The sequence below is a fragment of the Acinetobacter sp. V91_7 genome, assembly GCF_031799075.1.
Taxonomy (GTDB): Bacteria; Pseudomonadota; Gammaproteobacteria; order Pseudomonadales; family Moraxellaceae; genus Acinetobacter; species Acinetobacter calcoaceticus.
Window position 1 is genome coordinate 416,358 of sequence record NZ_JAVQNT010000043.1, and the last position, 23,047, is coordinate 439,404.

Annotated in this window: 28 protein-coding genes; 2 read left to right on the plus strand and 26 right to left on the minus strand. The window is 37.9% G+C overall.

Annotated features, from left to right (window positions below):
- Positions 1 to 120 precede the first annotated feature (120 nt).
- Positions 121 to 1,668, plus strand: coding sequence for an NAD(P)/FAD-dependent oxidoreductase (locus tag RMB03_RS16840; protein ID WP_311076994.1), 1,548 nt, complete (start codon positions 121 to 123; stop codon positions 1,666 to 1,668).
- Positions 1,669 to 1,717: 49 nt separating this feature from the next.
- On the plus strand, positions 1,718 to 2,629 hold the full coding sequence (locus RMB03_RS16845) for a lysine exporter LysO family protein (protein ID WP_311076995.1): 912 nt from the start codon (positions 1,718 to 1,720) through the stop codon (positions 2,627 to 2,629).
- Here the strand turns inward: RMB03_RS16845 and pyrF are convergent.
- The 26 genes from pyrF to rsmG all read right to left on the minus strand — a co-directional run bounded on the left by pyrF (position 2,626) and on the right by rsmG (position 23,013).
- The gene (gene pyrF / locus RMB03_RS16850) at positions 2,626 to 3,324 is read right to left on the minus strand and encodes an orotidine-5'-phosphate decarboxylase (RefSeq protein ID WP_198495923.1); all 699 of its coding nucleotides are present in this window, start codon (positions 3,322 to 3,324) and stop codon (positions 2,626 to 2,628) included. The two genes, RMB03_RS16845 and pyrF, sit on opposite strands and share 4 nt — an antisense overlap.
- A gap of 185 nt (positions 3,325 to 3,509) precedes the next feature.
- Complete coding sequence (locus RMB03_RS16855; protein WP_005041071.1) at positions 3,510 to 3,875, minus strand: lipopolysaccharide assembly protein LapA domain-containing protein; 366 nt, start codon at positions 3,873 to 3,875, stop codon at positions 3,510 to 3,512.
- A gap of 25 nt (positions 3,876 to 3,900) precedes the next feature.
- Positions 3,901 to 4,203, minus strand: coding sequence for an integration host factor subunit beta (locus RMB03_RS16860; RefSeq protein WP_003651488.1), 303 nt, complete (start codon positions 4,201 to 4,203; stop codon positions 3,901 to 3,903).
- Positions 4,204 to 4,359: 156 nt separating this feature from the next.
- Positions 4,360 to 6,033, minus strand: a complete 1,674-nt coding sequence (rpsA, locus tag RMB03_RS16865; protein WP_005041073.1) for a 30S ribosomal protein S1 — start codon at positions 6,031 to 6,033, stop codon at positions 4,360 to 4,362.
- Between the two features lie 111 nt (positions 6,034 to 6,144).
- Positions 6,145 to 6,825, minus strand: coding sequence for a (d)CMP kinase (gene cmk / locus RMB03_RS16870; protein ID WP_045432697.1), 681 nt, complete (start codon positions 6,823 to 6,825; stop codon positions 6,145 to 6,147).
- A 10-nt stretch (positions 6,826 to 6,835) separates the two neighbouring features.
- Positions 6,836 to 7,276: an SRPBCC family protein gene (locus RMB03_RS16875; protein ID WP_311076996.1), complete on the minus strand. Its 441-nt coding sequence runs from the start codon at positions 7,274 to 7,276 to the stop codon at positions 6,836 to 6,838.
- A gap of 70 nt (positions 7,277 to 7,346) precedes the next feature.
- Positions 7,347 to 7,850: a tRNA adenosine(34) deaminase TadA gene (tadA, locus tag RMB03_RS16880; protein WP_004642637.1), complete on the minus strand. Its 504-nt coding sequence runs from the start codon at positions 7,848 to 7,850 to the stop codon at positions 7,347 to 7,349.
- A gap of 5 nt (positions 7,851 to 7,855) precedes the next feature.
- On the minus strand, positions 7,856 to 8,980 hold the full coding sequence (locus RMB03_RS16885) for an enoyl-CoA hydratase/isomerase family protein (protein WP_003651483.1): 1,125 nt from the start codon (positions 8,978 to 8,980) through the stop codon (positions 7,856 to 7,858).
- Positions 8,977 to 9,690, minus strand: coding sequence for a uracil-DNA glycosylase (gene ung / locus RMB03_RS16890; protein WP_311076997.1), 714 nt, complete (start codon positions 9,688 to 9,690; stop codon positions 8,977 to 8,979). The genes RMB03_RS16885 and ung overlap by 4 nt, the downstream gene beginning before the upstream one ends.
- A gap of 49 nt (positions 9,691 to 9,739) precedes the next feature.
- Positions 9,740 to 10,336 (minus strand): 6-carboxytetrahydropterin synthase, encoded by a 597-nt coding sequence (locus RMB03_RS16895; protein ID WP_003651480.1) that lies wholly within the window; start codon positions 10,334 to 10,336, stop codon positions 9,740 to 9,742.
- A gap of 229 nt (positions 10,337 to 10,565) precedes the next feature.
- Positions 10,566 to 11,525 carry a type II secretion system minor pseudopilin GspK gene (gspK, locus tag RMB03_RS16900; RefSeq protein ID WP_311076998.1) on the minus strand — a complete coding sequence of 320 codons (960 nt, stop codon included), beginning with the start codon at positions 11,523 to 11,525 and terminating at the stop codon, positions 10,566 to 10,568.
- Positions 11,525 to 12,340 carry a type II secretion system minor pseudopilin GspJ gene (gene gspJ / locus RMB03_RS16905; protein WP_311076999.1) on the minus strand — a complete coding sequence of 272 codons (816 nt, stop codon included), beginning with the start codon at positions 12,338 to 12,340 and terminating at the stop codon, positions 11,525 to 11,527. The genes gspK and gspJ overlap by 1 nt, the downstream gene beginning before the upstream one ends.
- Complete coding sequence (gspI, locus tag RMB03_RS16910; protein WP_004792732.1) at positions 12,340 to 12,720, minus strand: type II secretion system minor pseudopilin GspI; 381 nt, start codon at positions 12,718 to 12,720, stop codon at positions 12,340 to 12,342. Before gspI ends, gspJ begins: the two co-directional genes overlap by 1 nt.
- Positions 12,710 to 13,264: a type II secretion system protein gene (locus tag RMB03_RS16915; RefSeq protein WP_004642630.1), complete on the minus strand. Its 555-nt coding sequence runs from the start codon at positions 13,262 to 13,264 to the stop codon at positions 12,710 to 12,712. The genes gspI and RMB03_RS16915 overlap by 11 nt, the downstream gene beginning before the upstream one ends.
- Positions 13,265 to 13,273: 9 nt before the next feature.
- A complete protein-coding gene (locus tag RMB03_RS16920; RefSeq protein ID WP_004642629.1) occupies positions 13,274 to 13,882 on the minus strand; it encodes a TetR/AcrR family transcriptional regulator in 609 nt (202 codons plus the stop codon).
- Positions 13,883 to 13,918: 36 nt separating this feature from the next.
- The gene (locus tag RMB03_RS16925) at positions 13,919 to 14,692 is read right to left on the minus strand and encodes a TatD family hydrolase (protein WP_311077000.1); all 774 of its coding nucleotides are present in this window, start codon (positions 14,690 to 14,692) and stop codon (positions 13,919 to 13,921) included.
- Between the two features lie 17 nt (positions 14,693 to 14,709).
- The gene (locus tag RMB03_RS16930; protein WP_003651467.1) at positions 14,710 to 15,051 is read right to left on the minus strand and encodes a PilZ domain-containing protein; all 342 of its coding nucleotides are present in this window, start codon (positions 15,049 to 15,051) and stop codon (positions 14,710 to 14,712) included.
- A 10-nt stretch (positions 15,052 to 15,061) separates the two neighbouring features.
- Positions 15,062 to 16,042, minus strand: coding sequence for a DNA polymerase III subunit delta' (locus RMB03_RS16935; protein ID WP_311077001.1), 981 nt, complete (start codon positions 16,040 to 16,042; stop codon positions 15,062 to 15,064).
- A gap of 13 nt (positions 16,043 to 16,055) precedes the next feature.
- Entirely contained in the window at positions 16,056 to 16,817 is a 762-nt protein-coding gene (kdsB, locus tag RMB03_RS16940; protein WP_311077002.1) for a 3-deoxy-manno-octulosonate cytidylyltransferase, read from the minus strand.
- A 9-nt stretch (positions 16,818 to 16,826) separates the two neighbouring features.
- Positions 16,827 to 17,837 carry a tetraacyldisaccharide 4'-kinase gene (gene lpxK, locus RMB03_RS16945; RefSeq protein WP_311077003.1) on the minus strand — a complete coding sequence of 337 codons (1,011 nt, stop codon included), beginning with the start codon at positions 17,835 to 17,837 and terminating at the stop codon, positions 16,827 to 16,829.
- Positions 17,838 to 17,839: 2 nt separating this feature from the next.
- Positions 17,840 to 19,567: a lipid A export permease/ATP-binding protein MsbA gene (gene msbA / locus RMB03_RS16950; protein ID WP_311077004.1), complete on the minus strand. Its 1,728-nt coding sequence runs from the start codon at positions 19,565 to 19,567 to the stop codon at positions 17,840 to 17,842.
- On the minus strand, positions 19,564 to 19,992 hold the full coding sequence (locus RMB03_RS16955) for a biopolymer transporter ExbD (protein ID WP_004642621.1): 429 nt from the start codon (positions 19,990 to 19,992) through the stop codon (positions 19,564 to 19,566). Before RMB03_RS16955 ends, msbA begins: the two co-directional genes overlap by 4 nt.
- Positions 19,993 to 20,006: 14 nt before the next feature.
- Entirely contained in the window at positions 20,007 to 20,642 is a 636-nt protein-coding gene (locus RMB03_RS16960; RefSeq protein WP_005041113.1) for a MotA/TolQ/ExbB proton channel family protein, read from the minus strand.
- A gap of 50 nt (positions 20,643 to 20,692) precedes the next feature.
- Positions 20,693 to 21,580 (minus strand): ParB/RepB/Spo0J family partition protein, encoded by an 888-nt coding sequence (locus tag RMB03_RS16965; RefSeq protein ID WP_056479611.1) that lies wholly within the window; start codon positions 21,578 to 21,580, stop codon positions 20,693 to 20,695.
- The gene (locus RMB03_RS16970; protein WP_003651453.1) at positions 21,577 to 22,359 is read right to left on the minus strand and encodes a ParA family protein; all 783 of its coding nucleotides are present in this window, start codon (positions 22,357 to 22,359) and stop codon (positions 21,577 to 21,579) included. Before RMB03_RS16970 ends, RMB03_RS16965 begins: the two co-directional genes overlap by 4 nt.
- Before the next feature lie 21 nt (positions 22,360 to 22,380).
- Positions 22,381 to 23,013, minus strand: a complete 633-nt coding sequence (gene rsmG / locus RMB03_RS16975) for a 16S rRNA (guanine(527)-N(7))-methyltransferase RsmG (RefSeq protein ID WP_003651451.1) — start codon at positions 23,011 to 23,013, stop codon at positions 22,381 to 22,383.
- Between the last annotated feature and the right edge of the window lie 34 nt (positions 23,014 to 23,047).

Sequence of the window (23,047 nt, forward strand, 5' to 3'; positions counted from 1 at the left end):
CTTCTATCAATTTCCCTAGACTCAAATGTTTTACTATAAACAAGAAAGAAAATTAATTGCCGAATCTATCAATTTTCACGTCGATACAATCATGTTTAAACTGGTTAAAAAACGTTAGTCTTGCCTGCAATCCTCCTTTTAGCTTATGCAGGGTTTCCAATGCTAAACGCAAAGCAAGATGCTATTCAAAAAACTAAAATCGCTATTATTGGTGCTGGATTTGGTGGCCTAGGAATGGCAATCCGTTTACTGCAAAATCAACAGCAAGACTTTGTTATTTTAGAAAAATCAAATGATGTTGGCGGGACTTGGCGGGAAAATCGCTACCCAGGTGCAGCATGTGATGTTCAATCTCATATGTATTCTCTCTCTTTTGCACCAAAAACAGACTGGTCAAAACGCTATGCTGAAGCTCCAGAGATTTTTCAATATATTCAAGATATTACAAAAAAATACAAGATTAAAAATTACTGCAAGTTTAACCATGATGTGAGTAATATCCAATATGATGAAGCACGTCATACATGGACTCTAGACTTTAAAAATCAGCCTTCGATCGAAACTCAATTTGTAGTTTTTGCATCAGGCCCGTTGCATATCCCGCAAATTCCACATATTCAGGGTATCGAAAAATTTAAAGGGAAAGTTTTCCATTCATCACAATGGGAACATGACTATAATTTGAATGGTAAATCAGTTGCATCTATTGGTACAGGTGGTAGCGCAATTCAATATATTCCGGAAATAGCTGGAGATGTTAAGCAGCTCTATGTATTTCAAAGAACGGCAGCATGGGTAATACCACGAGATGAACGCAAATACTCAGGTTTGAGTAAAGCATTATTCAAATCTTCCAATATTTATCGCCAAATTCATCGTAGTCGTCTTTATTGGAGCAATGAGTCACGTGTTGTACCGATTGTTCAACCTCAAATTATGAAATATGGTCAAAAATTGGCAGAAGCTTTCATTCGCTTCCAAGTTAAAGACAAGGAAGTGGCTAAGAAACTCACACCGAACTTTGTGATGGGATGTAAACGTATTCTTATTTCAAATAAATACCTCCCTACATTTAACCGTAAAAATGTTGAGCTAATAACAGATAGCATTCAAGAAATTAAAGAAAACAGTATTGTTACTAAAGATGGTAAAGAACGGCCTATTGATTGCTTAATTTACGGCACAGGTTTTATAACTGACCCACGTATTTACTTAAAACATTTCACTTGTATTGGACGCAATCAAATCGAGTTAAAACAGGCATGGAAAGATGGTGCAGAAAGTTATTATGGCATTATGACTAAAAACTTTCCTAACTTATTTCAATTAGTCGGCCCTAATACAGTATTAGGTCATAATTCAGTTATTTTTATGATTGAATCTCAAGTAAATTACATTTTACAACTGATTCAACTCGTAGAGAAATCTGGCCAAAAAGCAATTGAGATCAAACCAGAAGTTCAAGATGCTTTTAACGAGCGGGTTCAAACTCAGCTTCAAGGGACTGTGTGGCAAGCTGGAGGCTGTAGTAGCTGGTATCAATCTGCCGATGGAAAAAACTTTTCGTTATGGCCCACCTATACATGGAAGTATTGGTTAGAGACGCGTAAAGTTAATCCTAAAGATTACTTACTCTTAAATAAAAGCTCACAGAGCTATGCAGCTTAAAATGTTCAAGACATAATAGGTGGGTTAAAAACAATCCACCTATTATTATATGCAATCCTTTTATCTTATCATTCAAATTTTTTTAGCACTTGCTTTCGGCTATTTTCTAGCACCTAGACTATCTCTAAATATCCGACAGTTTATTTTTAAAATACTACCCTATTTTTCTTATATTCTCTTAGCAAGTGTGGCTTTAGAATTAACACTAGCACTTGATCAAATTGAGAACCCTTCTGCGATACTTCCACCAGCTATAATCATTGCACTTACCACATCTTTTGGTTCTTTTTTTACATGTTTATTGGCTTATACAGTTTTTGATAAACAAAGTGTAAAAGGAAAAATCTCACTTCAACTTTTTGTAAATGCTTTAAAGAATATTGCAAAAGCCTTTCTTGCCTTAGGTGTCGGTGTTCTATTGGGAGCTATTATCACTCAATTCAATTCACATATGGCATTTAATAGTTGGTATTTATTATTACTATTTATTTTCTTAATTGGTATTGAACTTGCCTTCACTCATTTCAACCGTACGTGGTTAAGCTGGAAGGTTTTAATTGTACCTTTAGCTGCTTTTATAGGGTCATGTATTGCTGGCTTCTTCAACTACTTTTTGCTTAACAAGCATTTTGCACTGAACGAAACATTAGCATTAGCACAAGGTTATGGCTGGTACTCAATGTCAGGGATCTTATTTACGCAATTACATTCGGCAGAACTAGGTGGCATCGCGCTATTGACTGATTTATTTAGAGAAATTGTTGCTATATTTTTAATGTATACAATGGGATGGCGTTTTCCTCGCCCTGCTATCTCAAGTGCTGGCGCAACGTCAATGGATGTTACCTTAGCAATGGTAAAACAGTCATGCGGTACACATTATGTACCACATGCCATGATGAGTGGCTTATTATTAAGCCTACTCGCCCCGTTATTAATTAGCTTATTTCTAAACTTTTAAGCAATTGAAGTAAGAATAGACTTCAACATTTCTGTTGGATCTTCTGCTTTAGTAATCGGTCGACCAATGACCAGATGTGTAGAACCATCAAGCATAGCCTGCTTTGGAGTTACAATACGTTTTTGGTCGTCTGCATTAGAACCCTCTGGACGAATACCGGGTGTTACCAAAGAGAAGTCTTGCCCAATTAATTCACGAAGAATCTTAGCTTCTTGAGCAGAACAAACTACCCCATCCAAGCCACTTTCTTTAGTGAGTTTAGCTAAGCGCTTTACATGCTCTACAGGTTCAACATCTAGACCAATATCTTTTAGATCTTCTCGACCCATTGATGTGAGTACTGTCACAGCAATAAGCTGGGTTTGATAGTTACCTGCTTTTAAACGCTCCACACAGGTTTCCATCATTTTACGGCCACCTGAAGCGTGAACATTTACCATCCACACTCCTAAATCAGCTGCTGCACAAACAGCCTGAGCGGTAGTATTTGGAATATCATGAAATTTAAGATCAAGAAAAACTTCAAAATTTTGTTCTTGAAGTTTTTTTACAACAGATGGGCCTTCATGAGTAAAAAGCTCTTTACCCACTTTTACACGGCATAAAGTAGGATCAAGTTGTTCAACAATTTTTAAAGCGTCATATTGGCTTTTTGCATCTAACGCAACAATGATACTCAAGAGACTTTCTTCCATCACATAAAATCAGCGTCATTATAATAGACAAGTCATCAAGTAATAAAGGAATGTATAAGGAAGGCTTTCAAATTTAGAGACAATAATGTCACGGGGACTAATTTTTAGAAAAATAAAAAGAAGAAAACAGTGATAAATTGAGGAATATACTACTCTTTATTCGAGAATAAAGAGTAGTTTTCGAATTATAGCGGAGTAGAGTTTTTATCTTGAGGATAAACATCTAAAACGGTTTTTTCATGTCTTACATTTGCAGCGGCTTCTGCTGCTGCTAATTGAGCACTTTGAATCTGTTCTTTTCTCAAATGGTCAATATCTTTACGAAGACGTTTAATTTCCCAGCTTTGTTGAAACACTCTGAAAACCTGAACACCTAGCAAAAGACCGACCACCGTTCCAAGCACTAATGTGAGTAGCAATAATAAGCCTAATCGCATAGCTGGAACTTGAGTAAATAGCAAATCAACAGACAGCTCTGTTGGGTTTTGCAATACAAGGGCTAAAGAATAACCAAATACAACGATAAGCAATGCAATTAAAATATAACGCATAGGCACCCCACTTATAAATTTTTATTTATTTTCCGGATTCATTGACTGCATCACGCAGTGCTTTCCCGGGTTTGAAATGCGGAACAGCTTTAGCTGCCACTTCAACTGATCTTCCTGTTTTAGGATTGCGACCAACTCTTGGATCACGGTGGTGTAAAGCAAAGCTACCAAAACCACGGATTTCAATTCGATTATCAGTTGATAGTGCTTCTATCATTTGATCAATCATAATTTTAACCGCCTCTTCCACCAAAGGTTCAGCTAAGTGTGGGTTTTTTAGCGCAATGCGTTCAATCAAATCAGACTTATTAAGAGCTTCAGTAGTCATCTACGACCTCGTTATTTATTGCTACTCTATGTCGTCTGATAATAACCTGTTTAAATACAAAACGGTAGCGCAGTATGTTGAATACTAGGCTACCGTTTACAGTAATTTGTATAAAAAGTACAATTCCGTTACATGAAACTGTACTTTATTAACCTATTACTTCATTTGTGCTTTAATCAAGTCACCAATAGTCTTAGGACCATTTTCTTGACTTGTTGTTGCTGTACGTAAAGTAGCAACTGCTTCTTTCTCTTCAGCTTCGTCTTTTGCTTTAACAGACAAGTTGATAGAGCGAGATTTACGATCAACGTTGATGATTTTCGCTTCAACTTCTTGACCAACTTCTAAGAATTTAGTTGCATCTTCAACGCGGTCACGGTTGATTTCAGAAGCTTTAAGAGTAGCTTCTACTTCGTCAGCTAACTTAACAGTTGCACCACGAGCATCAACTGCAGTTACAGTACCTTTAACTAAAGCACCGCGTTCGTTAGCAGCTAAGAAATCATTGAACGGATCGCTGTTCAATTGCTTGATACCAAGGCTGATACGGTTACCTTCAGCGTCTACAGACAAGATAACAGCTTCAACAGTGTCACCTTTCTTGTAACGACGAATAGCTTCTTCGCCTTGCTCGTTCCAAGAAATATCAGACAAGTGTACTAAACCGTCGATACCGCCGTTCAAGCCGATGAAGATACCAAAGTCAGTGATAGACTTGATAGTACCAGATACTTTTTCGCCTTTCTCATGAGCTTTAGCAAACTCTTCCCATGGGTTAGCACGAGTTTGTTTGATACCAAGGCTGATACGACGACGTTCTTCATCAACTTCAAGAACCATAACATCAACTTCATCACCAATCTGAACAACTTTAGATGGGTGGATGTTTTTGTTAGTGTGGTCCATTTCAGAAACATGAACTAAACCTTCAACGCCTTCAGCGATTTCAGCGAAACAACCGTAGTCAGTTAAGTTAGTTACACGAGCTTTAACGATAGAACCTTTAGGGTAACGGCTCATGATCGCTAACCATGGATCTTCGCCTAATTGTTTAAGGCCTAAAGATACGCGGTTACGCTCACGGTCAAATTTAAGTACTTTAACAGTAACTTCTTGACCAACTTCAACAACTTCTGAAGGGTGCTTGATACGTTTCCAAGCCATATCTGTGATATGGAGAAGACCATCAATACCACCAAGATCAACGAATGCGCCGTAATCAGTAAGGTTTTTGATTGTACCTGTAACTGTTTGACCTTCTTCAAGTTGAGCAAGTAATGCTTCACGGTCAGCAGAAGATTCTGCTTCCATAACAGCACGACGAGATACAACAACGTTATTACGTTTAGCATCAAGTTTGATTACTTTAAACTCTAACTCTTTACCTTCAAGGTGAGTAGTGTCACGAATAGGACGAGTGTCAACTAATGAACCTGGTAAGAATGCACGAACAGGACCGATGTCAACAGTGAAACCGCCTTTAACTTTACCAGAGATAACACCAGTAACGATTTCGCCATCTTCAAAGATTTTTTCAAGTTTAGTCCAAGTTTCAGCACGCTTAGCTTTTTCACGTGATAAAACTGTTTGACCCATACCGTTGTCAAGAGCTTCAACAACTACGTCAACAGTATCACCAACTTGAACTTCAAGTTCACGTTGTTCATTTAAAAATTCAGCACGGTCAACAATGCCTTCAGACTTTAGGCCAGTGTCAACAGTTACCCAGTCGCTATCGATGTTTACAACAACACCTTGGATGACTGCACCCTTTTCAACGTTGAGGTTTAATTCACTTTCTTCAAAGAGGGCTGCAAAAGATTCGGTCATGATATACCTGATAAATTCAGCGGTCTTGGATCAGACAAGGCCGGTTTAGTTAAGTATCAACATAGTCTTTATAAACTGATCAAGCTATGCGTCAACTGATAATTCTATTTGCTAAATGGTACGGCTATCGACATACTCAACCATCAACTTAAATACCTGATCGATCGTTAATTCCGAACTATCAATGATATAAGCGTCTTCGGCTGGCTTGAGTGGAGCAACTTCTCGCTCCATATCTCTTTTGTCACGCGCCTGTATATTAGCTAAAATGTCGTTTATTTTAGCATCTAGGCCCATGCCCTGCAACTGTTTTACTCTTCGCTCGGCACGCGACTCCGCTGAAGCTGTTAGATAAATTTTCGCATTTGCTTCAGGAAAAATAGCTGTTGCCATGTCACGGCCGTCTGCAACTAAGCCTGGATTTTGTGCAAAAGCTCTTTGTCGCTCAAATAATGCCTGTCTAAGCTCTGGAATTGCTGCAACTTTCGATGCATATTCACCAACCCGTTCTGTACGAATTGTTTGAGATACATCTTCACCATCTAGAAAAACTAAAATCCCTGCTGCGGAAGTTTCAAATTTAATATCCAGTTGACGTGCATATTGAACGCATTTATCAAGCTGACTGTCTAATTTCTCTAATAAATCGTGTTTATGTAATGACAACCCTAATAAACGATATAAGGCACCAGAATCGAGTAAATGATATTGATAATGTGCTGCAAGTTTTGCGGCCAATGTTCCTTTACCCGAACCACTCGGACCATCAATAGTAATAATTTGAACTGTCATTGAACTCTCACTAAGAAGCAATTGCTTTAGCTAATCTCGAAAAGCCTAGTGTAATGGCTAGTTTTAGCTGTGCAAGGATTAATTTACTTACCACTGGAGCTTTTGCTGTTAACTCGATGCGGTATGTAACTAAAGTTATATAGGGGGTAATTTCGGAAAACTCGATTCGACCTAAATGGTGTTTAATCAACGGATTGTCTATTAATTTATATTCAATGCTTTTATTTTCTTCAAGCAATGTAATTTCTTCTTTAAGCGGCTTGATTGGACCAAATCCCATACGACGAACTGAGCCTAAACCATCAGGTCTTTTAGAATCTGCTGAGTCTTTTACACGTACAACTTGTAACGGTGCAAAAGCAGTATTATAAGTTGAATGTTTAGAGAGCAAGTTAAATACATCATCAAGTGGAGCATTAAATTCTTTTCTTACGGTAATTACATTACGCATTGAATATTCCTTATTAAATAGAATCATGGCAGTAAAATCGCGTTAGTTTGCCATAAGCTCATGTTACTTTTTAATCATTTAAGGACGTTTTTTGTTGTTTTTCTAGTTTCTTTTGCTCACGTCTTTGTTTAAAAAAATGACTGAGTTGTTGGGCACATTTTTCTTGTAAACAACCATGCTGAAAGGTAAATCTGTGATTGTAATAACCATGTTGTAGTAATTGACGAGCGCTTACCAATGAACCTGCTTTAGGTTCTGTTGTACCAAAAACCACATGTTTGATTCTTGCATGTACTAATGCGCCTACACACATTGTGCACGGCTCAAGAGTGACATATAAAGTTGCATCTTCAGGTAATCGATAATTTTCTAATGATAAACACGCTGCACGAATAGCCTGAATTTCTGCATGTGCAGTTGGATCTAACAAACTAATTGGAGCATTATATCCCGATCCAATCACTCTATTTTGGCTCACCACAACCGCTCCAACTGGGATCTCACCCTGCTGAGCGGCTAATTCAGCTTGCTCGTAAGCAAGCTGCATCCAATATTCATCACTATATTCAGTCATGTATTTTAGGTGATCACACCATGTTGTCTAAGCAAAGCATTCCAGCTATCTATTGAGGTAACTGGTGGACAATCAGCTAATATACCTCTTAGGCTTAGGTCTTCACATGGTTTCCATTCTGGTGATAAATCTTTATCAACCAAGCGTGCACGGACACCTTCTACAAAGTCAGGATGACGAATTTTCCACTCAGAAATCTGAGCTTCTAAATCAAAGACCTCATCCCAAGAATGTATTTGTTTACCCCATTGCCATAGCAACCAAGTAATTGCCGCAGTACTAGGAGATCCTTTTTGCAAGTTCTCACTCGCTTGGCGGAGCCAATCACTGCTGGCATCACGCAAGCTAACAATAGCTTGGTAATCTTGTTCAAAATTAAAACCACGACAAACGCTATGAATCACATCTAGCGAGTTTTGCAACGGACCTGCCGCAACAGGACGATGCAAACTATTTAAAGTATCATCAATTGCGCGGAAATCCCCTGCAGGATAATGAGCCCAATTAATATTTAAAACTTTTTGCAAAACATTATCACGCTGTGCTTCACAAATATGTGTTGCCCAACCGATGCTATATGCTCCAGCGGCTGTCATGATTGAACCAGTTAAACCAGTAAACAAACCTACTGGACCACGATCTGCCAGGAAACGGCTCGCCCCGACATCTGGATATAAACCAATATTAATCTCAGGCATTGCCAAACGAGAATATGGGGTTACTAGACGGAATGGTGCTGCCATAAACAAGCCCAAACCACCACCCATAACATAGCCTTCACCCCAAACAACCACAGGTTTAGCATAATTATGTAAGAGTAAGTCTAAAGCATATTCTTGCTGAAAAAATTTATTCGCAGTATCTACTTCTTGATTTATAACAAGTTGACGCAATTTTCTAACGTCGCCACCTGCACAAAAAGCTTTTGGTGTAGTTGAATCTAACCAAATTGCTTTAACGCTCTCATCATCACGAAAATCTTCAAATACACGTAATAATGCCGTTACGATTGATTCATCTAAAGCATGCAATGATTTAGGACGATTCAAACGTACTATACGCCAGCCGTTTTTTGCTTCTTCAACCACCAAGTCCGGGTGATAGTTATTTACATTGGGAGAGTTCATCATGCGTCCAATTGCCAGTCTATGGGCTCAATGCCATATTGTTTCAAATATTGATTTGTTTTTGAGAACACTTTGCATCCAAAAAAACCACCTCTATTTGCAGCAAGAGGTGATGGATGTGCGGCGGTTAAAACCAAGTGTCTATCTCTATTTATACGTTGTCCTTTGCGCTGTGCATAAGCACCCCACAAAATAAATACCACATGTTCTCTTTGCTCATTCAAAACATCAATGACTTCATCAGTAAATGCTTCCCAACCTTGCTTTTGATGTGAAGTTGGCTGCCCAGCTTCAACAGTAAGCACGCTGTTCAGTAAAAGCACCCCTTGTTTAGCCCATTTCGTTAAGTCACCATGGCGAGGAGCTGGAATACCCAAATCTGTATGCAATTCATGAAAAATATTACGTAAAGATGGTGGTAATGCAATACCTTTTTGAACAGAGAAACTCAATCCATTCGCTTGGTTCGGTCCATGATATGGATCTTGTCCCAGAATAACGACCTTCACATCAGCCAATGGTGTCGTATTTAGAGCACTAAAGATTTGTTTACTCGGTGGATATATTATTTTTTGTGCTTGCTTCTCTTGAAATAAGAAATCGCGCAAATTATCCATTTGAGGACTTAACAAAAAAGGTGCTAAAGATATTTTCCAGCTTTCTTCTAATTGAACTTTACTGAGTTTATCTTGCTGTTGCTCAGTTAATTGCATTAATGTCATCCTAGATCAATTTTCAATTCTACAAATAGAGTAATTCGATTTACACTTCGACTTGCAAATCAACTTGAGGATTATTAAATTTCATCCCTTTTTTCAAGTCTTCATACATTTGCGGATTTGCCCACTCTATCTGAATTTGTTCTGAAAAAACAATTCCATCAAGACTTAAGATACCCATTTGTTCGTTTTGAATATCTTCAATAAAGCTTTGAGCATATCCAGTATCGGTCTCATGAACAATAACTGAATAAACCTCAACATCACCTTCCCCATTTTGAGTGATTGTTGATTGCAAAACTTGCTGAGCTAGATAAAAGAAAATACGAGAGAACTGTTCAGCTGAGGGTGAAACCGGTAAAGAAATCCAGCGAGCACTAAAAGTCTGACAAGCATCAATATATTGAGAATCATCTTTTTCCCAAAAACAGATTGCATGATCAAAGCTATCGATAAGGTCTTTTATTACCCCTTTTAAAAGCCCAAAATCATAAACCATTTGTCCATGATCTAATTTCGAAGCTTTAAGCAATAATTCGACTTTATAGCTATGTCCATGAATTGATCGCTTACAACGATCCGATGTACAGTTACGTACAACATGTGCATTTTCAAACTTAAATAACTTGCGAATTAACATGTGCCAAATCGATCATTCCTTCTAAGAACATTATTATAAAGCAAAAGACAAAAACTTCGCACCACTTTTCAATTAGAAACAATTAGCGAAAAGTATGATAAGACTTGTGAAGAAATATTGAAGATAAGCATATGGAAAATTTATATTTATTCTATTATGTCGATTAGAGAAATTCATAAAAACGACTTTTCAAGGATATGACCCAAACAAATAAATTACAATTTTTCAACTAGTTAAATGGTGACATATTTCTAGAATAAACATAAACCTGCTTATCATTACGCATGAGTGCACTTGTAAATTGTCTTTTTCTATTATTAAGCACTACCTCAATTTGTGCTTGAAAAAAACTCGACTTTACATCTAACAGGCTATTCACCTCAGTTCTCTTTTGAGTATCGACTGTTGAAAAAGCATTCAATTGCCATAATTCATCAACATTTTGAAAGAATTTTAAATTTTGTTGGCGCATTTGAAGTTCTTTTTCTACCGCCCCTACATCTAATTTTTCATCAATACTCGCTAAGACTAATGGAGAAGCAGTATTAATATTCACTTTTGTATTTTCAGGTAATGCAGAAATATACGGTGCGATTAAATCATATTTCTTGCCATCAAAACCTCTTACTAATTTCAACTCTTCAATGCGATGAAATTTAGCGTTTGAAGCTAAATAGCTAGGATCAAGGCCTTCATAATAGCTACTTTCTGCTCCCATAGGTCCAGATGGTTCTTCATCTGGATCTTGCCAATCGATAACTGCTTGACTTAACTCTGCTGGCAAGCCTACACGTACAAGTAAGCGCTCAAACCAGTTTTTGGCAGCTTCATTTACCTTACCTTCATTGGTTGTTAAATTGTTTAAGTTAAATTTCCCCGACTCGTCGATTAAACGCCCCGACACAGATCCATCTTCTATTGGAAAAGGTGGCATTGGCTGTGCCCATGTTTCCTTTAAATGATCAATCCCCCCCGCATTGTTTGCATCTTGAATTAATAACTCAGAAAAAAAAGCTTCTGCACTTTTGGCATATAATAATGACTGATTTTGACGCATTAAATAACCAGTGTTTTCCATCGTATTGGTTTGATGCTTTGCAATAGAGGCAGCTAAAATTGTAGCCAATGCAACCATAATCAAAATTGTGAGCAAAGCTACACCTTGCTGGCTCTTTTTATAGTGCAACATTATGCTTCTCCTTGTTTGGAGAGCGATAAATTCCCTTGGTTTAAGCTATAAATCCACTCATAACTTACACCAGCAACTGTGAGTTGTATTTTTATTCCTTTCGGTAGTTTTCTAAACTCTTCTGGCTTTGTGGGATCAATATTAATTTCTGGCCACTTTGTCACTTCTTGCGGCGTTAACACCATAATTTGAAACTGTTCAACTTGACTCAACAAAGTACTAGATAAAGGTTGCTCTCGGTTTGAAGTATTTAAATTACTATATTTAAGACGATAAAGCTTTTTTTGATCAGGATCATATCGATATTCAATACGCTCAAAAGGTGATAACCCTTGTTTTAATGGATCAGTAACACCAGCCTTACTAAAATAGAGTACTTGGTTATCAAGTTCTAATGCTGGATGAAGCTGTCCCCCTTGATTTGCCGATAAAGGTATAATTTGTAATGTATCTCGCAAAACTTGTTGATACGCATCTTGTAATTCAAATAGCTGCACTTCATGTTGAGCATTACGATCACGGACTTTTAATAAATAATCAAAAATCTTCCAACCTAACAAAGATAAAACAGCAAAAATTGCAATTGCGACTAAAAGCTCAACTAAAGTAAATCCTGAGGCACGAGTTAATCGAGCACTGCTCGATCGTGCCGTAAGACGAGAAACTGTGTTTCGAGTGTGGAAGTCTTTAAAGCAACGCTTTGTCTGAGCGCAAGACGAAGAGCTTTGCTCGGAGTAACCCTTCATCATCTGCTCCGATCGTGCCGCAAGATGTGAAGCTGGCCTTTGAGAGCGAAGATATTTATTTTTTATCATTATTTTGCTTTCATTGGATAATTAAAAAATACCAAGTGGGTAATACCATTTTGAACTTTCCCTTTATCAGAATCATATAAGCTAATTTGCAAATCTACTTTCTGAACATTCGGGCTGACTGTAGATTCAGCAGATTTATCAATCTGCCAGGTTTCACCTTGAGAAGTAACTTGCTTACTTTGAGTACCTTGAAGCCATTCTTGATTTATCTCCATTAAGGCAACTTCATTCATAGCCACAAACTGAGCTTTTGTTCTAAGAATTGCATTTGAGGTAGATTGGGTATATTGCATGGCCACTTTAGTTAATGCGACGGCAGCTACCGCAAAAATTGCTAAAGCTACCATTACTTCTAATAGAGTAAAGCCTTTAGATTTCATTTATTTTACCCAAATGATCAATTTGTATTTCTGAACCAATTGGTTTTTGTTCAAAGTAAAACTGTATTTTAACTGTTTTAGCTTCACCATTTCCAAACCAGATTAACTGCGGAGCCTGCCCGCCAACTAAATCTGTATTCGTAGCTTTTGAATAGGTTTGACCATCTAGAGGTTGTACTGTAAACGATACATGTTTAGGCAATTGACGCGTAGTAAATTCTGGGTATTTCTGCCAACGGTTTTTTAAATCTTGGACCTGTAATTTACTCTGATCGTGGTATTCATACAGCTCATAAGAAAATGGAGAAACGTCAGTTTCACTCAGAGTAGATAAAGCTAAAACACGAGACTGATCAAGTGACTCTTTACCAATTTTATGTACATCAAGCAAAAATAACTCTCTTGCTTGCATCGCTTTCTTTTGGTCAACCCCACCTATGTTGAGTACAACCAGAGAGGTCATAATCGTCATAATAACAATCACCACCATCACTTCAATGAGGGTAAAACCTTTTTGTGATTTAGATGGTGATGGAGATTTCATATCGACCTATTAAGCATATTGTTCAACAGCTTGTTTAGGTAAGGCTAATGCCTGATCAATATAAGCCACTCTTAACGTGTCCCTTGAACCTAAATACCGTTGGTAAAAACTTGAGTTAAGAATAGCTGCTGCACCATGAGTTAATGACCAAATAGATGCCAAATAATCTCGAGTAGGCATATTGCTTTGAATAGATTCTAAATAGTGATCTGTCATGCGAATAATAATTCGTAATCGCTGTTTACGCACCTGATAAAGTTCATTAAAAAGGTGATGTACGCCTTGAGCTGTAATCGAAAGTTTTTCCTCAATTTGATGAAATAAAACTGTCCGCTCAGGATGATGTAAATGATGCAACATGAAAAAGGCCAAATGTTCTGGAAAGGCCTTTTCAGTATCTTGAACCATTTCTAGTAACATACGTTCATTACGAATAATCAATAGCATGTACAATTCATCTTTACTTTGAAAGTGTTTGTACAAAGTTCCTTTTGCTAAATCAAGCTCCGCAGCCAAGACATCAAGTGTCATTCCGGCTTCGCCATTTTCTAGCAATAATTGCTCCGCAACCTGAAATATTAATACTTCTCTTGCTCGGAACTGAGCCTGACGATCCATCTTCACGCAATTACTCTCTTATATAGTTTCTATAACTTAAATCGCTTTTAGCAAGTTCTCAAAATTTTGTGAGGTGATCATTGCAATTTCCTCAACCGATTTATCATATACATCACTGAGCGCTTTGGCTACATAAGGCACATATTTTGGTTCATTTGTTTTACCGCGGTATGGAACAGGGGCTAAATAAGGGCTATCTGTTTCAATTAAAAGTCGATCTAGCGGAACTTGTTTAGCTACATCACGCAAGTCTTGTGCATTTTTAAATGACACAATACCTGAAAAAGAAATGTAATAACCACAATCCAGTACAGCCTTAGCTGTTTCCCAATCTTCAGTAAAACAATGCAGAATTCCATGCGTGGAATGTTCAGCACGGATAATATCTACCGTATCATGCTTTGCTGAACGCGTATGAACGACGACTGGTTTTTTTACAATTTTCGAAGCTTGGATATGTCTTGCAAAACATGCCTTTTGCTCTTCAATAAAATCTGTACTGTGATAATAGTCCAGTCCAGTTTCACCCAGAGCCCATACTTTTTCCGACTGAGCTAATTCAATCAAGTACTCGGTCGTTGCACGTGCCATCGTATCTACATCTTCACAAGGATGCACACCTACCGTATAACCAACGTCTTCATGCCTATTTGCAATTTCTGCTAGTGCAATATGGTCATCAAGATCAACAGAAATTGCCATAAACTTAGACACTCCTTCTGCTCGCGCTGCAGCGAGCGCAAGGTCCAGATCACCGTTATAAGGCGTTAAATCTAACATCGTTAAATGGCAATGCGTATCAACAAACACTTTTCTATCCTATTTGATTACATGGTATAACTTGGACGATCTAGAGACATACTACCAGCCAAGACTCTTTCTGCCTCAGCTTTATAGTAAATTCCCTTATCTCCACTTAATTGAATAGCAAAACCTTGAGGTTTAAATCCACTTTGCTTGTGTGATATCCAAATTACCTTACCAGTGAGAGGAATTTTTTGAGACTGTTCAGGCAAAGTAGCTAAAATGAAAATTTCTTGTCCCATCTTTACCTTTTGTTTTGATGGTACAAATAGGCCTCCACCTTGCACATATCCCATATAGCTTGCTTGCAAAGTAGCTCTATCAGGAATATTTACCTGAATAATCCCCCCCATTTGCGGTTGCATAATCTTCCCCTTAAATATTCATTAACGTTATAAACAATTGATCTATAATAAGTTGACTTTGTACATTTTGCTCAACAAGCTTTTTTGCTTGTTGTACTTCACTATAAATATTAAATAAGCTTTCTAAATCGTAATATGGAATTAATTGATCAAAATCTAAATCAGTATTTTTTTGTGGCTGATTTAGCTTGACACAAATTAAATCTCCCAACAAGTATTCAAAAAGTACGATAAAATCATTAAAACTTAATTCTTTTTGCCATTTTCCTGAGAAAAATAGAGGCATATTTTTTTGAGCTACAATTTTTAGCCAGTCATTTAAGAAAATCTGTCGTTTAGCAAACCAATCACTTTTTGCAATTTCTATTGCTTGCAAAGGCATATCATTAGATAGGCCAAGTAATAAATCAGGTTGTACTTCTGCAAGTTCAGATAAATGCTCATCCAAATATGAAGTAGCCTGTTCATATGAAATACGATCTAAAGCAAAATGCTGCAATCGGCTACGAATAGTGGCTGGTAATTTAAGATAATGATCAGCCAATAAAATTAAAACAACACGTTCACCGGGTTCTTCTAAAGTCTTTAGTAGCGCATTCGATGATGCCAAGTTAAGAGCTTCAGCAGGCTCAATAAGAATAACGCGCCAGCCTTCTCCCGTTTGTTGCACGAAAGGCAGTAAATCTCGGATCTTTTCGATTTTTATTTTTGCATTCTGCTTTTTATTTTCTTCATCTGTTGTGATATGGACATAATTGGGATGAGTGTCTGATTTTAACCATTGACAGCTGCTACACTCACCACAAGCGCCATGAGGCTGCTTATTAAGGCAAAGCACCCATGCCAAAAAGTGCTTAGCAAAAGCATGTTTCCCACAACCTTGCTTGCCATAAAATAATAGGCCATGTCCAATATTGGGAAACCTTGTTGTTAAGATATCCCATGTTGTTTTTTGCCATGGATAAACCTTTGAGGTTACATTCGGATTCATTAAAAATTAACGCTTATTCAAAAGATTCGACAGGCATTTTATTTAAGCGATCAAGATCAGCTTGAGTGTCTACACCAGGAGGTAAATTTGCTTGAGCGACACCAATCGCAATGCGATGTCCATTTTCTAAAACACGTAATTGTTCAAGACTTTCTAACTTTTCAAGCTTACCCATATCCCAAGTCACATATTCTTGTAATAAGTTCACTCGATAGGCATATAAACCTAAATGGCGAAATGCTTGGTTATGTAAACTTGGCTCTGCCTGCGCAGCCCCATCGCGGTCGTACGGAATGGTTGCCCGGCTAAAATATAACGCTTCATTTTGCTTAGACATGACTACTTTTACAATACTATTACGCTGAAATTCATCTAAGGTATGAATAGGCTCGCACAACGTAGACATTGAACAATTTGGTTTATCAACCAAGAGTTTTGCAACTTGTTGAACAAGTTGAGCTGGCAATAAAGGTTCATCCCCCTGAACATTCACAATAATATCATCTGCTGCCCACCCCTTAATACGAGCAACTTCGCTTAATCGGTCTGTTCCTGACGGATGATCAGGACTCGTAAGCACAACGTCCACACCATCTGCACGGCAAATCTCAGCAATACGCTCATCATCTGTTGCCACACATAGATCATCAAAGCCCTCGACTTTTTTTGCTTGATCCACAACACGCAAAATCATAGGACGGTCATGAATAAGCAACAATGGTTTACCTGGCAAACGCGAACTTGAGAAGCGTGCTGGAATGACGATGTGTTTCATTTTTTCTTCCTAAGATAATTGGATATCAAGTTGCTGCAGTTGCTGCTTTAAAACCTGATAACACTCTATAGACAGGATAGCTGTAACAGGAACAACCCAAATAGGCTGTTTAAATTCCGGATTTTTTTCAAGCAATGGCAATAATTTAACTGCATCTTTTTCAGTTGTAATAAGTGGCAATTCATCATTAAAAATTAAATCATTGATTGAGTAATCATGATGGTCACGAAATGCATGCTCTTGAAATTGTTTCAGGCCTAAATCTTTAAGTGTTTGATAAAAACGCTGTGGAAAGCCAATACCCACTACAGCATGATAGTTACTTTGAGGATTGAAATCGTGTTCGGCCATTGAGGATGGATTGAGTAAATATGGCTGCCCTGTATCGAGATGCATATTTAATTCTGTAGCTGGTTTATACGCATGTTCAATTACTGTTCCAGTTTCTAAACGCTCAACTGGCTCTCTCAAATATCCTTCTGGTAATAGTTTTTGATTTCCTAAGCCGCGATTTTGATCGAGCACAATCCACTCGATTTGTCGTCCCAAAGCCCAATGCTGTAAGCCATCATCACTAATAATTAAATCTAGTGGTGTTGATGCAATTAAGAGCTCTATTGCAGCCTGCCTATTAGGACCCACCGCCATTGGTGCATTTGTCGATTGAACAATTAATGCAGGCTCATCTCCGACCTGAGTTGCTTGAGCACCCGAAGTAACCAACATTGGAAAAGGACCAGTACCACCATACCCCCGACTAATTACCCCAACTTTGACATTATGCTGTTGTAGATAATTCACCAGTTGTATTAATAATGGAGTTTTTCCACTGCCACCCACCGTAATATTGCCAATCACCATGACAGGTACAGGTGCTTTATAGACTTTCTTTAAACCCGCAGTATAAAAAATACGATTTAATAGAAACCCAGCACGATACAAACAAGATAATGGACGTAAAGCAATCAACCAACTCGATTGCTTATTCCATGCATTCTGGATCAGCTGGGCCAATGACATGCTTAGTTATCCTCAAAATTACGCTGATGTAATTGATAATAAGCACCATGTTTTTCAAGAAGCTCTTGATGAGTACCTTGCTCAACAATTTCCCCGTGATCCATCACCACAATACGATCAGCATTTTCAATTGTTGACAACCGATGAGCAATAACAATTGTTGTTCGATCTTGCATTGCTTCATCAAATGCTTGCTGAATAAAATGTTCAGATTCATTATCAAGAGCACTTGTAGCTTCATCTAAAATTAGAATTGGAGCATTCTTTAAAATTGCTCGAGCAATTGCAATTCGCTGACGTTGACCACCTGATAGGTTTAGGCCTTGTGCCCCTAAAACAGTGTCATAACCGTTTGGTAAATTCATAATGAAGTCATGTGCATAGGCTGCTTTGGCCGCAGCATAGATTTCTTCATCTGATGCACCTTCCAACTGACCATATGCGATATTTTCACGAACAGTACGGTTAAACAATATAACCTGTTGATTTACCATTGCAATTTGTGTACGCAGACAAGAAAGTTCAATATCATTAATTGGCAAATCATCTAAATAAATTTGCCCACTCGATACTTCTTGAAAACGTACCAACATATTGACTAATGAACTTTTACCCGCCCCTGAACGACCAACCAATGCCACAGTTTGACCTGGACGGATATCTAAAGAAAAATCTTTAATAGCTGCTACGCCATCAGCATAATTCAATGTCACATGATCAAAACGAATTGCCCCATTTAATTTAGGTTTCAGTTGACCACTATTCTGCTCTTCAGGTAAATCTAGTAATTCAAAAACAGAATGAGCTGCTGCTAAACCACGTTGTAACTTTTCATTAACATCAGTCAAACTTTTAACTGGTTTTGCTAACAGGCCAGCTGCTGTAAGGTAAGCTACAAATTCACCAGCACTTGTAGTACCCAAAATCTGAGGTCGTAAAGCTAACCATACAATAAGGGCCATTGCACAAGCCATTACCACCTGAACAACCGGACTATTCAGGTTTTGTACAATTACCATTTTTAAGCCGCGTTTTAAGTTCTCTTCCGATGACTTATAGAAACGTTTTTGTTCAGATTCTTCACCAGCAAAACTTTTTACCACAGCATTACCATTAATACTTTCTTGGACGACGTGGTTCACATCACCCATAGTATCTTGTACCTGTAATGAAAGTTTACGCATTCGTTTCGAAGCTTTACGTACCAATACGCCAATCACAGGTAAAAATACAAAAATACATAAAGTAAGACGCCAATTGGTATAAAACAGATAGCCTAATAATCCGAGAGTAATCATCCCATCCCTAACGATGGTTCTCAATGACTCAGAAGAAGCAGCCGTAAGCTGTTCAACGTTATACATAATTTTGGCAGTAATATGACCAGATGAATTATCTAAGTAATATTGTGCTGGGAGTTTTAAAAGTTTCGCATAAACTTCCTGGCGAATACTAAAAACCAAACTGCGTGAAATCACCGCAGTATAGTAGCCGCCCATAAATAGGCCTAAGCCGCGAAAGAATACTAATAAAATAATTAATAACGGGAACCAATCCAAATCAGCTCTACTGTTGTTTTGGATTGCATCAATAATAAATTTAATCAATTTAGCAACGGAAACTTCTGTTGCTGAGTTAATACCGAACCCGATAAGTACTAATAAGGCCACGCCCCAATAAGGTTTTAAATAGGCTATGAGACGCGTATAAACCTTAAAATCTTGATTCACTCAGAAAAACCTCTAGAAGGAACTTTGGTACTAATATTGATGTTAACAAAACCGAGTTGTCCTGCCACATCCATAACGCGAATTACATCCTGATGAGATGCTTTGGCATCCGCAGCAATGATGAACATAAAATCACGGTGCTCTTGAGCAACTTGCTTAATCGCAGTACTCAGATCAGCAACCTCTTTAGATGAAAGTGCTTGACCATTCACAGCATAATGACCAGCAGAGTCTACCACGACTTCAATTTTATGATCGTACTGTTTTGGTGGAACACCTTGTGCATCTGGTAATGTTAGATTGATGCGACTTGGCTGATTAAAAGTGGTCGACAGCAATAAAAAGACCAAAATGAACAGCAAACAGTCAATCATAGGCGTTAAATTGATATGAATGTCTTCAACCTGAGAACGTTTAAATTTCATCTGGCTTTCACCTCCTAACCAACACGGCGGTGTTCAGCTACAGACGAAGAACGCTTATAGAACAATGAGGCATGAAATAACGTCGATTGCTGTTCTAATTCAGCAATATAATCTTGCACTACTCTTTGAAAGTAGCGATAAGCAATTAAAGCAGGAATCGCAATTAACATTCCCACAGCCGTGGTAATGAGTGCTTTAGAGATACCAGGGATCATTAAACTTGGACTACCAGCCGATCCAAAATCAATAACAAGAAATGACTCAATAATCCCCACTACAGTACCAAGCAACCCTAGCAGCGGCGCTACGGCACTTAGAGTACCCAAAAAATTAATATTTTTTTCCAAATAAGAAATTTCTTGAGAAGCTGCTACTTCCATTTGCGCACGAGCAAATTGCTCACCATGCTCGCGATGCTCAAAACCTGCTTTTAAAATGTGTCCCAATGCGCTACTTTGCGCTTCTACATTTTGCTCTAAACTTTCCACGATATCTTCAGCTCTTAAAGAGCCCTTACCGCTTAATGCTTCGGGTAGAACTTGTGAACGTCTTAACCGAACAAAACGTTCAATACTGATCGCAACAGTTAAAATCGAGCATAGAATTAAAGGCAGCATCAACCAGCCACCCGCTCTCACAAGTTCCCACATATGTTCTTCCCCAAGAATATAAAATTAGAAATACATGACCCAACTGCAAATTATTCTGGCAAACAAATATTTAAAATGCCATCTAACTCATCCAAGGTATGATAATGAATAACAAGTTTACCCTTACCTTTTTGGTTATGATCAATTTTTACATTAGCGCCAAAACGCTCTGATAATTTTTGTGTCAATTGCTCAATATCTGGTGCTACAGGCGCTTTTTCTTTCTCCTGCTTAGGCTCACTTCTATCACGCACCAATTGCTCTGTTTGACGAACTGACAATCCTTTCTCAATTACAATTTTAGCAACTTCTAATTGATCTTTACCTTTCAATGTCAAAATTGCTCGAGCATGCCCCATATCAAGCTGGCCTTGCTGCATAAAATCTTTAATGTCATCAGCTAAACTCAATAATCGCAATAAATTACTCACAGTAGTACGTGCTTTCCCTACCGTGTCAGCAATTTCCTGATGACTTAGACCAAATTCATCATGAAAGCGCTGTAAAGCGATTGCTTGATCAATTGGATTTAGATCTTGACGCTGAATGTTTTCAATTAACGCTAAAGCAATCGCAACCTGATCATTCAAATCTCGAACAATTGCTGGAATTTCAGTTAAGCCCGCAATTTGTGCTGCACGCCAACGACGTTCACCCGCAATGATTTCAAATGGATGAGTTTCATCATCAACTGGACGGATGACAATAGGCTGCATCACCCCATGTTTTTCAATAGACGATGCCAACTCTTGTAAATCATGCTCATGAATAAAACGACGTGGTTGATATTCACCACGTTTTAGTAAATTCACATCAACTTGTTTTAACTGTCCGTGGTCTAACGCCTGTGCTTCAAGTTGTAGTTTTTCTTTTTGAATTGAACCAAGTAATGCATCTAAACCACGTCCTTTAGCCAATCCGCGTTTTTTGATGCTCATACTTTACTTCCTTTCTTCACTTTACTTCTCTTTAACATCTCAGCCGCAAGATTTAAGTATGCAACTGCACCTTTAGAACTTTTTTCGAAATAGATAACAGGTAAACCATGTGCTGGTGCTTCTGCTAAGCGAACATTTCGTGGAACAACAGTATCATAAAGTTTTTTGCCGAAATATTGCTCTAGTTCTGCAGATACATCACGTGTTAAAGCATTTCGTGCATCATACATCGTACGCAGTACACCAATAATCTCTAAATCGGGATTGAGTGCTTTTTGAATACGATCAATGGTCTGAGTTAAATCAGCTAAACCCTCTAGCGCATAATATTCGCATTGCATTGGAATAATTACACTATCTACAGCTGCCAAAGCATTGACAGTAATCAAGCTCAAGCTTGGAGCACAATCCACAATGATATAGTCAAATGAGTTTCTGATTTCATTCAAAGCATTCTTTAGAATGAATTCACGACCTTCTTGCTCTGCAATAGCAAGCTCTACACCTGAAAGCTCACGATTAGAGCCTAGAACTTTATATCCAACTTCTGCTTTTTGAATGGCTGTTTCAATTGGAACTTCGCCAAGAAGAACATCTGTAATTGAATACAAAAGATCGTTCTTTTGAATACCAGACCCCATCGTAGCATTACCTTGTGAGTCCATATCTACAAGTAATACACGTTTTTTTAATACAGCTAGAGACGCTGCAAGATTTACTGCAGTCGTTGTTTTACCAACACCACCCTTTTGGTTTGCAATCGCAATAATTTGAGCCATGGTAACCTTAATACTTTTTATTTAGATACGTTGAAGTAAAAGTAAATGACGTTGTTCATCAAGTCTTGGTACGCGCAGTTCAATCACTTTACATGAAAAGTCCTGCTTGAGCTGCTCAATTTCCTCAACTGGCACTACACCTTTCATCGCTGCGATTATACTGCTCTGATGAAGGTATGGCTGAGCCGCATCTACAAAGTCCGTTAAAGAAGCAAAAGCTCGACTTGTTATGACGTCAAACTGGCCAAGCTCATCAATTGTATCTTGATTCTCAACACGTGTTTGCACTGCCACAACGTTACTCAATTTAAGATCAGCAATAAATTGCTTCAAAAAACGAATTTTTTTACCATTAGAATCTAAAAGAACACATTGGCGTTGTGGCTGACAAAGAGCAATAATCATGCCAGGCATACCACCACCTGTACCCACATCAAGCAGTCTACCTTCAGGTAAGTCATTTAAAATACTTAGACTATCCAACAAATGCTTCACTAACATTTCTTTCGGATCACGAATTGCTGTCAGATTATATGCTTTATTCCAAAGTACCAAAGCATCTTGATACTTTAACAATAATGCCAAAGCTTCATCGCTAAGCGATAAACCTAATTTTTGACTACCCTGTTGTAACTCTTGAAAAAACGGATGCATAAACAGATAACATCTAAGTAAAATTTAAAACAAA

What these genes read in the sequence shown, in the direction of transcription:
- RMB03_RS16845 (WP_311076995.1), top strand. Translation starts at nt 1,718, where the DNA reads ATGCAATCCTTTTATCTTATCATTCAAATTTTTTTAGCACTTGCTTTC.
- pyrF (WP_198495923.1), bottom strand. Translation starts at nt 3,324, where the DNA reads ATGGAAGAAAGTCTCTTGAGTATCATTGTTGCGTTAGATGCAAAAAGC.
- RMB03_RS16855 (WP_005041071.1), bottom strand. Translation starts at nt 3,875, where the DNA reads ATGCGTTATATTTTAATTGCATTGCTTATCGTTGTATTTGGTTATTCT.
- RMB03_RS16860 (WP_003651488.1), bottom strand. Translation starts at nt 4,203, where the DNA reads ATGACTACTGAAGCTCTTAATAAGTCTGATTTGATTGAACGCATTGCG.
- rpsA (WP_005041073.1), bottom strand. Translation starts at nt 6,033, where the DNA reads ATGACCGAATCTTTTGCAGCCCTCTTTGAAGAAAGTGAATTAAACCTC.
- cmk (WP_045432697.1), bottom strand. Translation starts at nt 6,825, where the DNA reads ATGACAGTTCAAATTATTACTATTGATGGTCCGAGTGGTTCGGGTAAA.
- RMB03_RS16875 (WP_311076996.1), bottom strand. Translation starts at nt 7,276, where the DNA reads ATGCGTAATGTAATTACCGTAAGAAAAGAATTTAATGCTCCACTTGAT.
- tadA (WP_004642637.1), bottom strand. Translation starts at nt 7,850, where the DNA reads ATGACTGAATATAGTGATGAATATTGGATGCAGCTTGCTTACGAGCAA.
- RMB03_RS16885 (WP_003651483.1), bottom strand. Translation starts at nt 8,980, where the DNA reads ATGATGAACTCTCCCAATGTAAATAACTATCACCCGGACTTGGTGGTT.
- ung (WP_311076997.1), bottom strand. Translation starts at nt 9,690, where the DNA reads ATGCAATTAACTGAGCAACAGCAAGATAAACTCAGTAAAGTTCAATTA.
- RMB03_RS16895 (WP_003651480.1), bottom strand. Translation starts at nt 10,336, where the DNA reads ATGTTAATTCGCAAGTTATTTAAGTTTGAAAATGCACATGTTGTACGT.
- gspK (WP_311076998.1), bottom strand. Translation starts at nt 11,525, where the DNA reads ATGTTGCACTATAAAAAGAGCCAGCAAGGTGTAGCTTTGCTCACAATT.
- gspJ (WP_311076999.1), bottom strand. Translation starts at nt 12,340, where the DNA reads ATGATAAAAAATAAATATCTTCGCTCTCAAAGGCCAGCTTCACATCTT.
- gspI (WP_004792732.1), bottom strand. Translation starts at nt 12,720, where the DNA reads ATGAAATCTAAAGGCTTTACTCTATTAGAAGTAATGGTAGCTTTAGCA.
- RMB03_RS16915 (WP_004642630.1), bottom strand. Translation starts at nt 13,264, where the DNA reads ATGAAATCTCCATCACCATCTAAATCACAAAAAGGTTTTACCCTCATT.
- RMB03_RS16920 (WP_004642629.1), bottom strand. Translation starts at nt 13,882, where the DNA reads ATGGATCGTCAGGCTCAGTTCCGAGCAAGAGAAGTATTAATATTTCAG.
- RMB03_RS16930 (WP_003651467.1), bottom strand. Translation starts at nt 15,051, where the DNA reads ATGCAACCGCAAATGGGGGGGATTATTCAGGTAAATATTCCTGATAGA.
- RMB03_RS16935 (WP_311077001.1), bottom strand. Translation starts at nt 16,042, where the DNA reads ATGAATCCGAATGTAACCTCAAAGGTTTATCCATGGCAAAAAACAACA.
- kdsB (WP_311077002.1), bottom strand. Translation starts at nt 16,817, where the DNA reads ATGAAACACATCGTCATTCCAGCACGCTTCTCAAGTTCGCGTTTGCCA.
- lpxK (WP_311077003.1), bottom strand. Translation starts at nt 17,837, where the DNA reads ATGTCATTGGCCCAGCTGATCCAGAATGCATGGAATAAGCAATCGAGT.
- RMB03_RS16955 (WP_004642621.1), bottom strand. Translation starts at nt 19,992, where the DNA reads ATGAAATTTAAACGTTCTCAGGTTGAAGACATTCATATCAATTTAACG.
- RMB03_RS16960 (WP_005041113.1), bottom strand. Translation starts at nt 20,642, where the DNA reads ATGTGGGAACTTGTGAGAGCGGGTGGCTGGTTGATGCTGCCTTTAATT.
- RMB03_RS16965 (WP_056479611.1), bottom strand. Translation starts at nt 21,580, where the DNA reads ATGAGCATCAAAAAACGCGGATTGGCTAAAGGACGTGGTTTAGATGCA.
- RMB03_RS16970 (WP_003651453.1), bottom strand. Translation starts at nt 22,359, where the DNA reads ATGGCTCAAATTATTGCGATTGCAAACCAAAAGGGTGGTGTTGGTAAA.
- rsmG (WP_003651451.1), bottom strand. Translation starts at nt 23,013, where the DNA reads ATGCATCCGTTTTTTCAAGAGTTACAACAGGGTAGTCAAAAATTAGGT.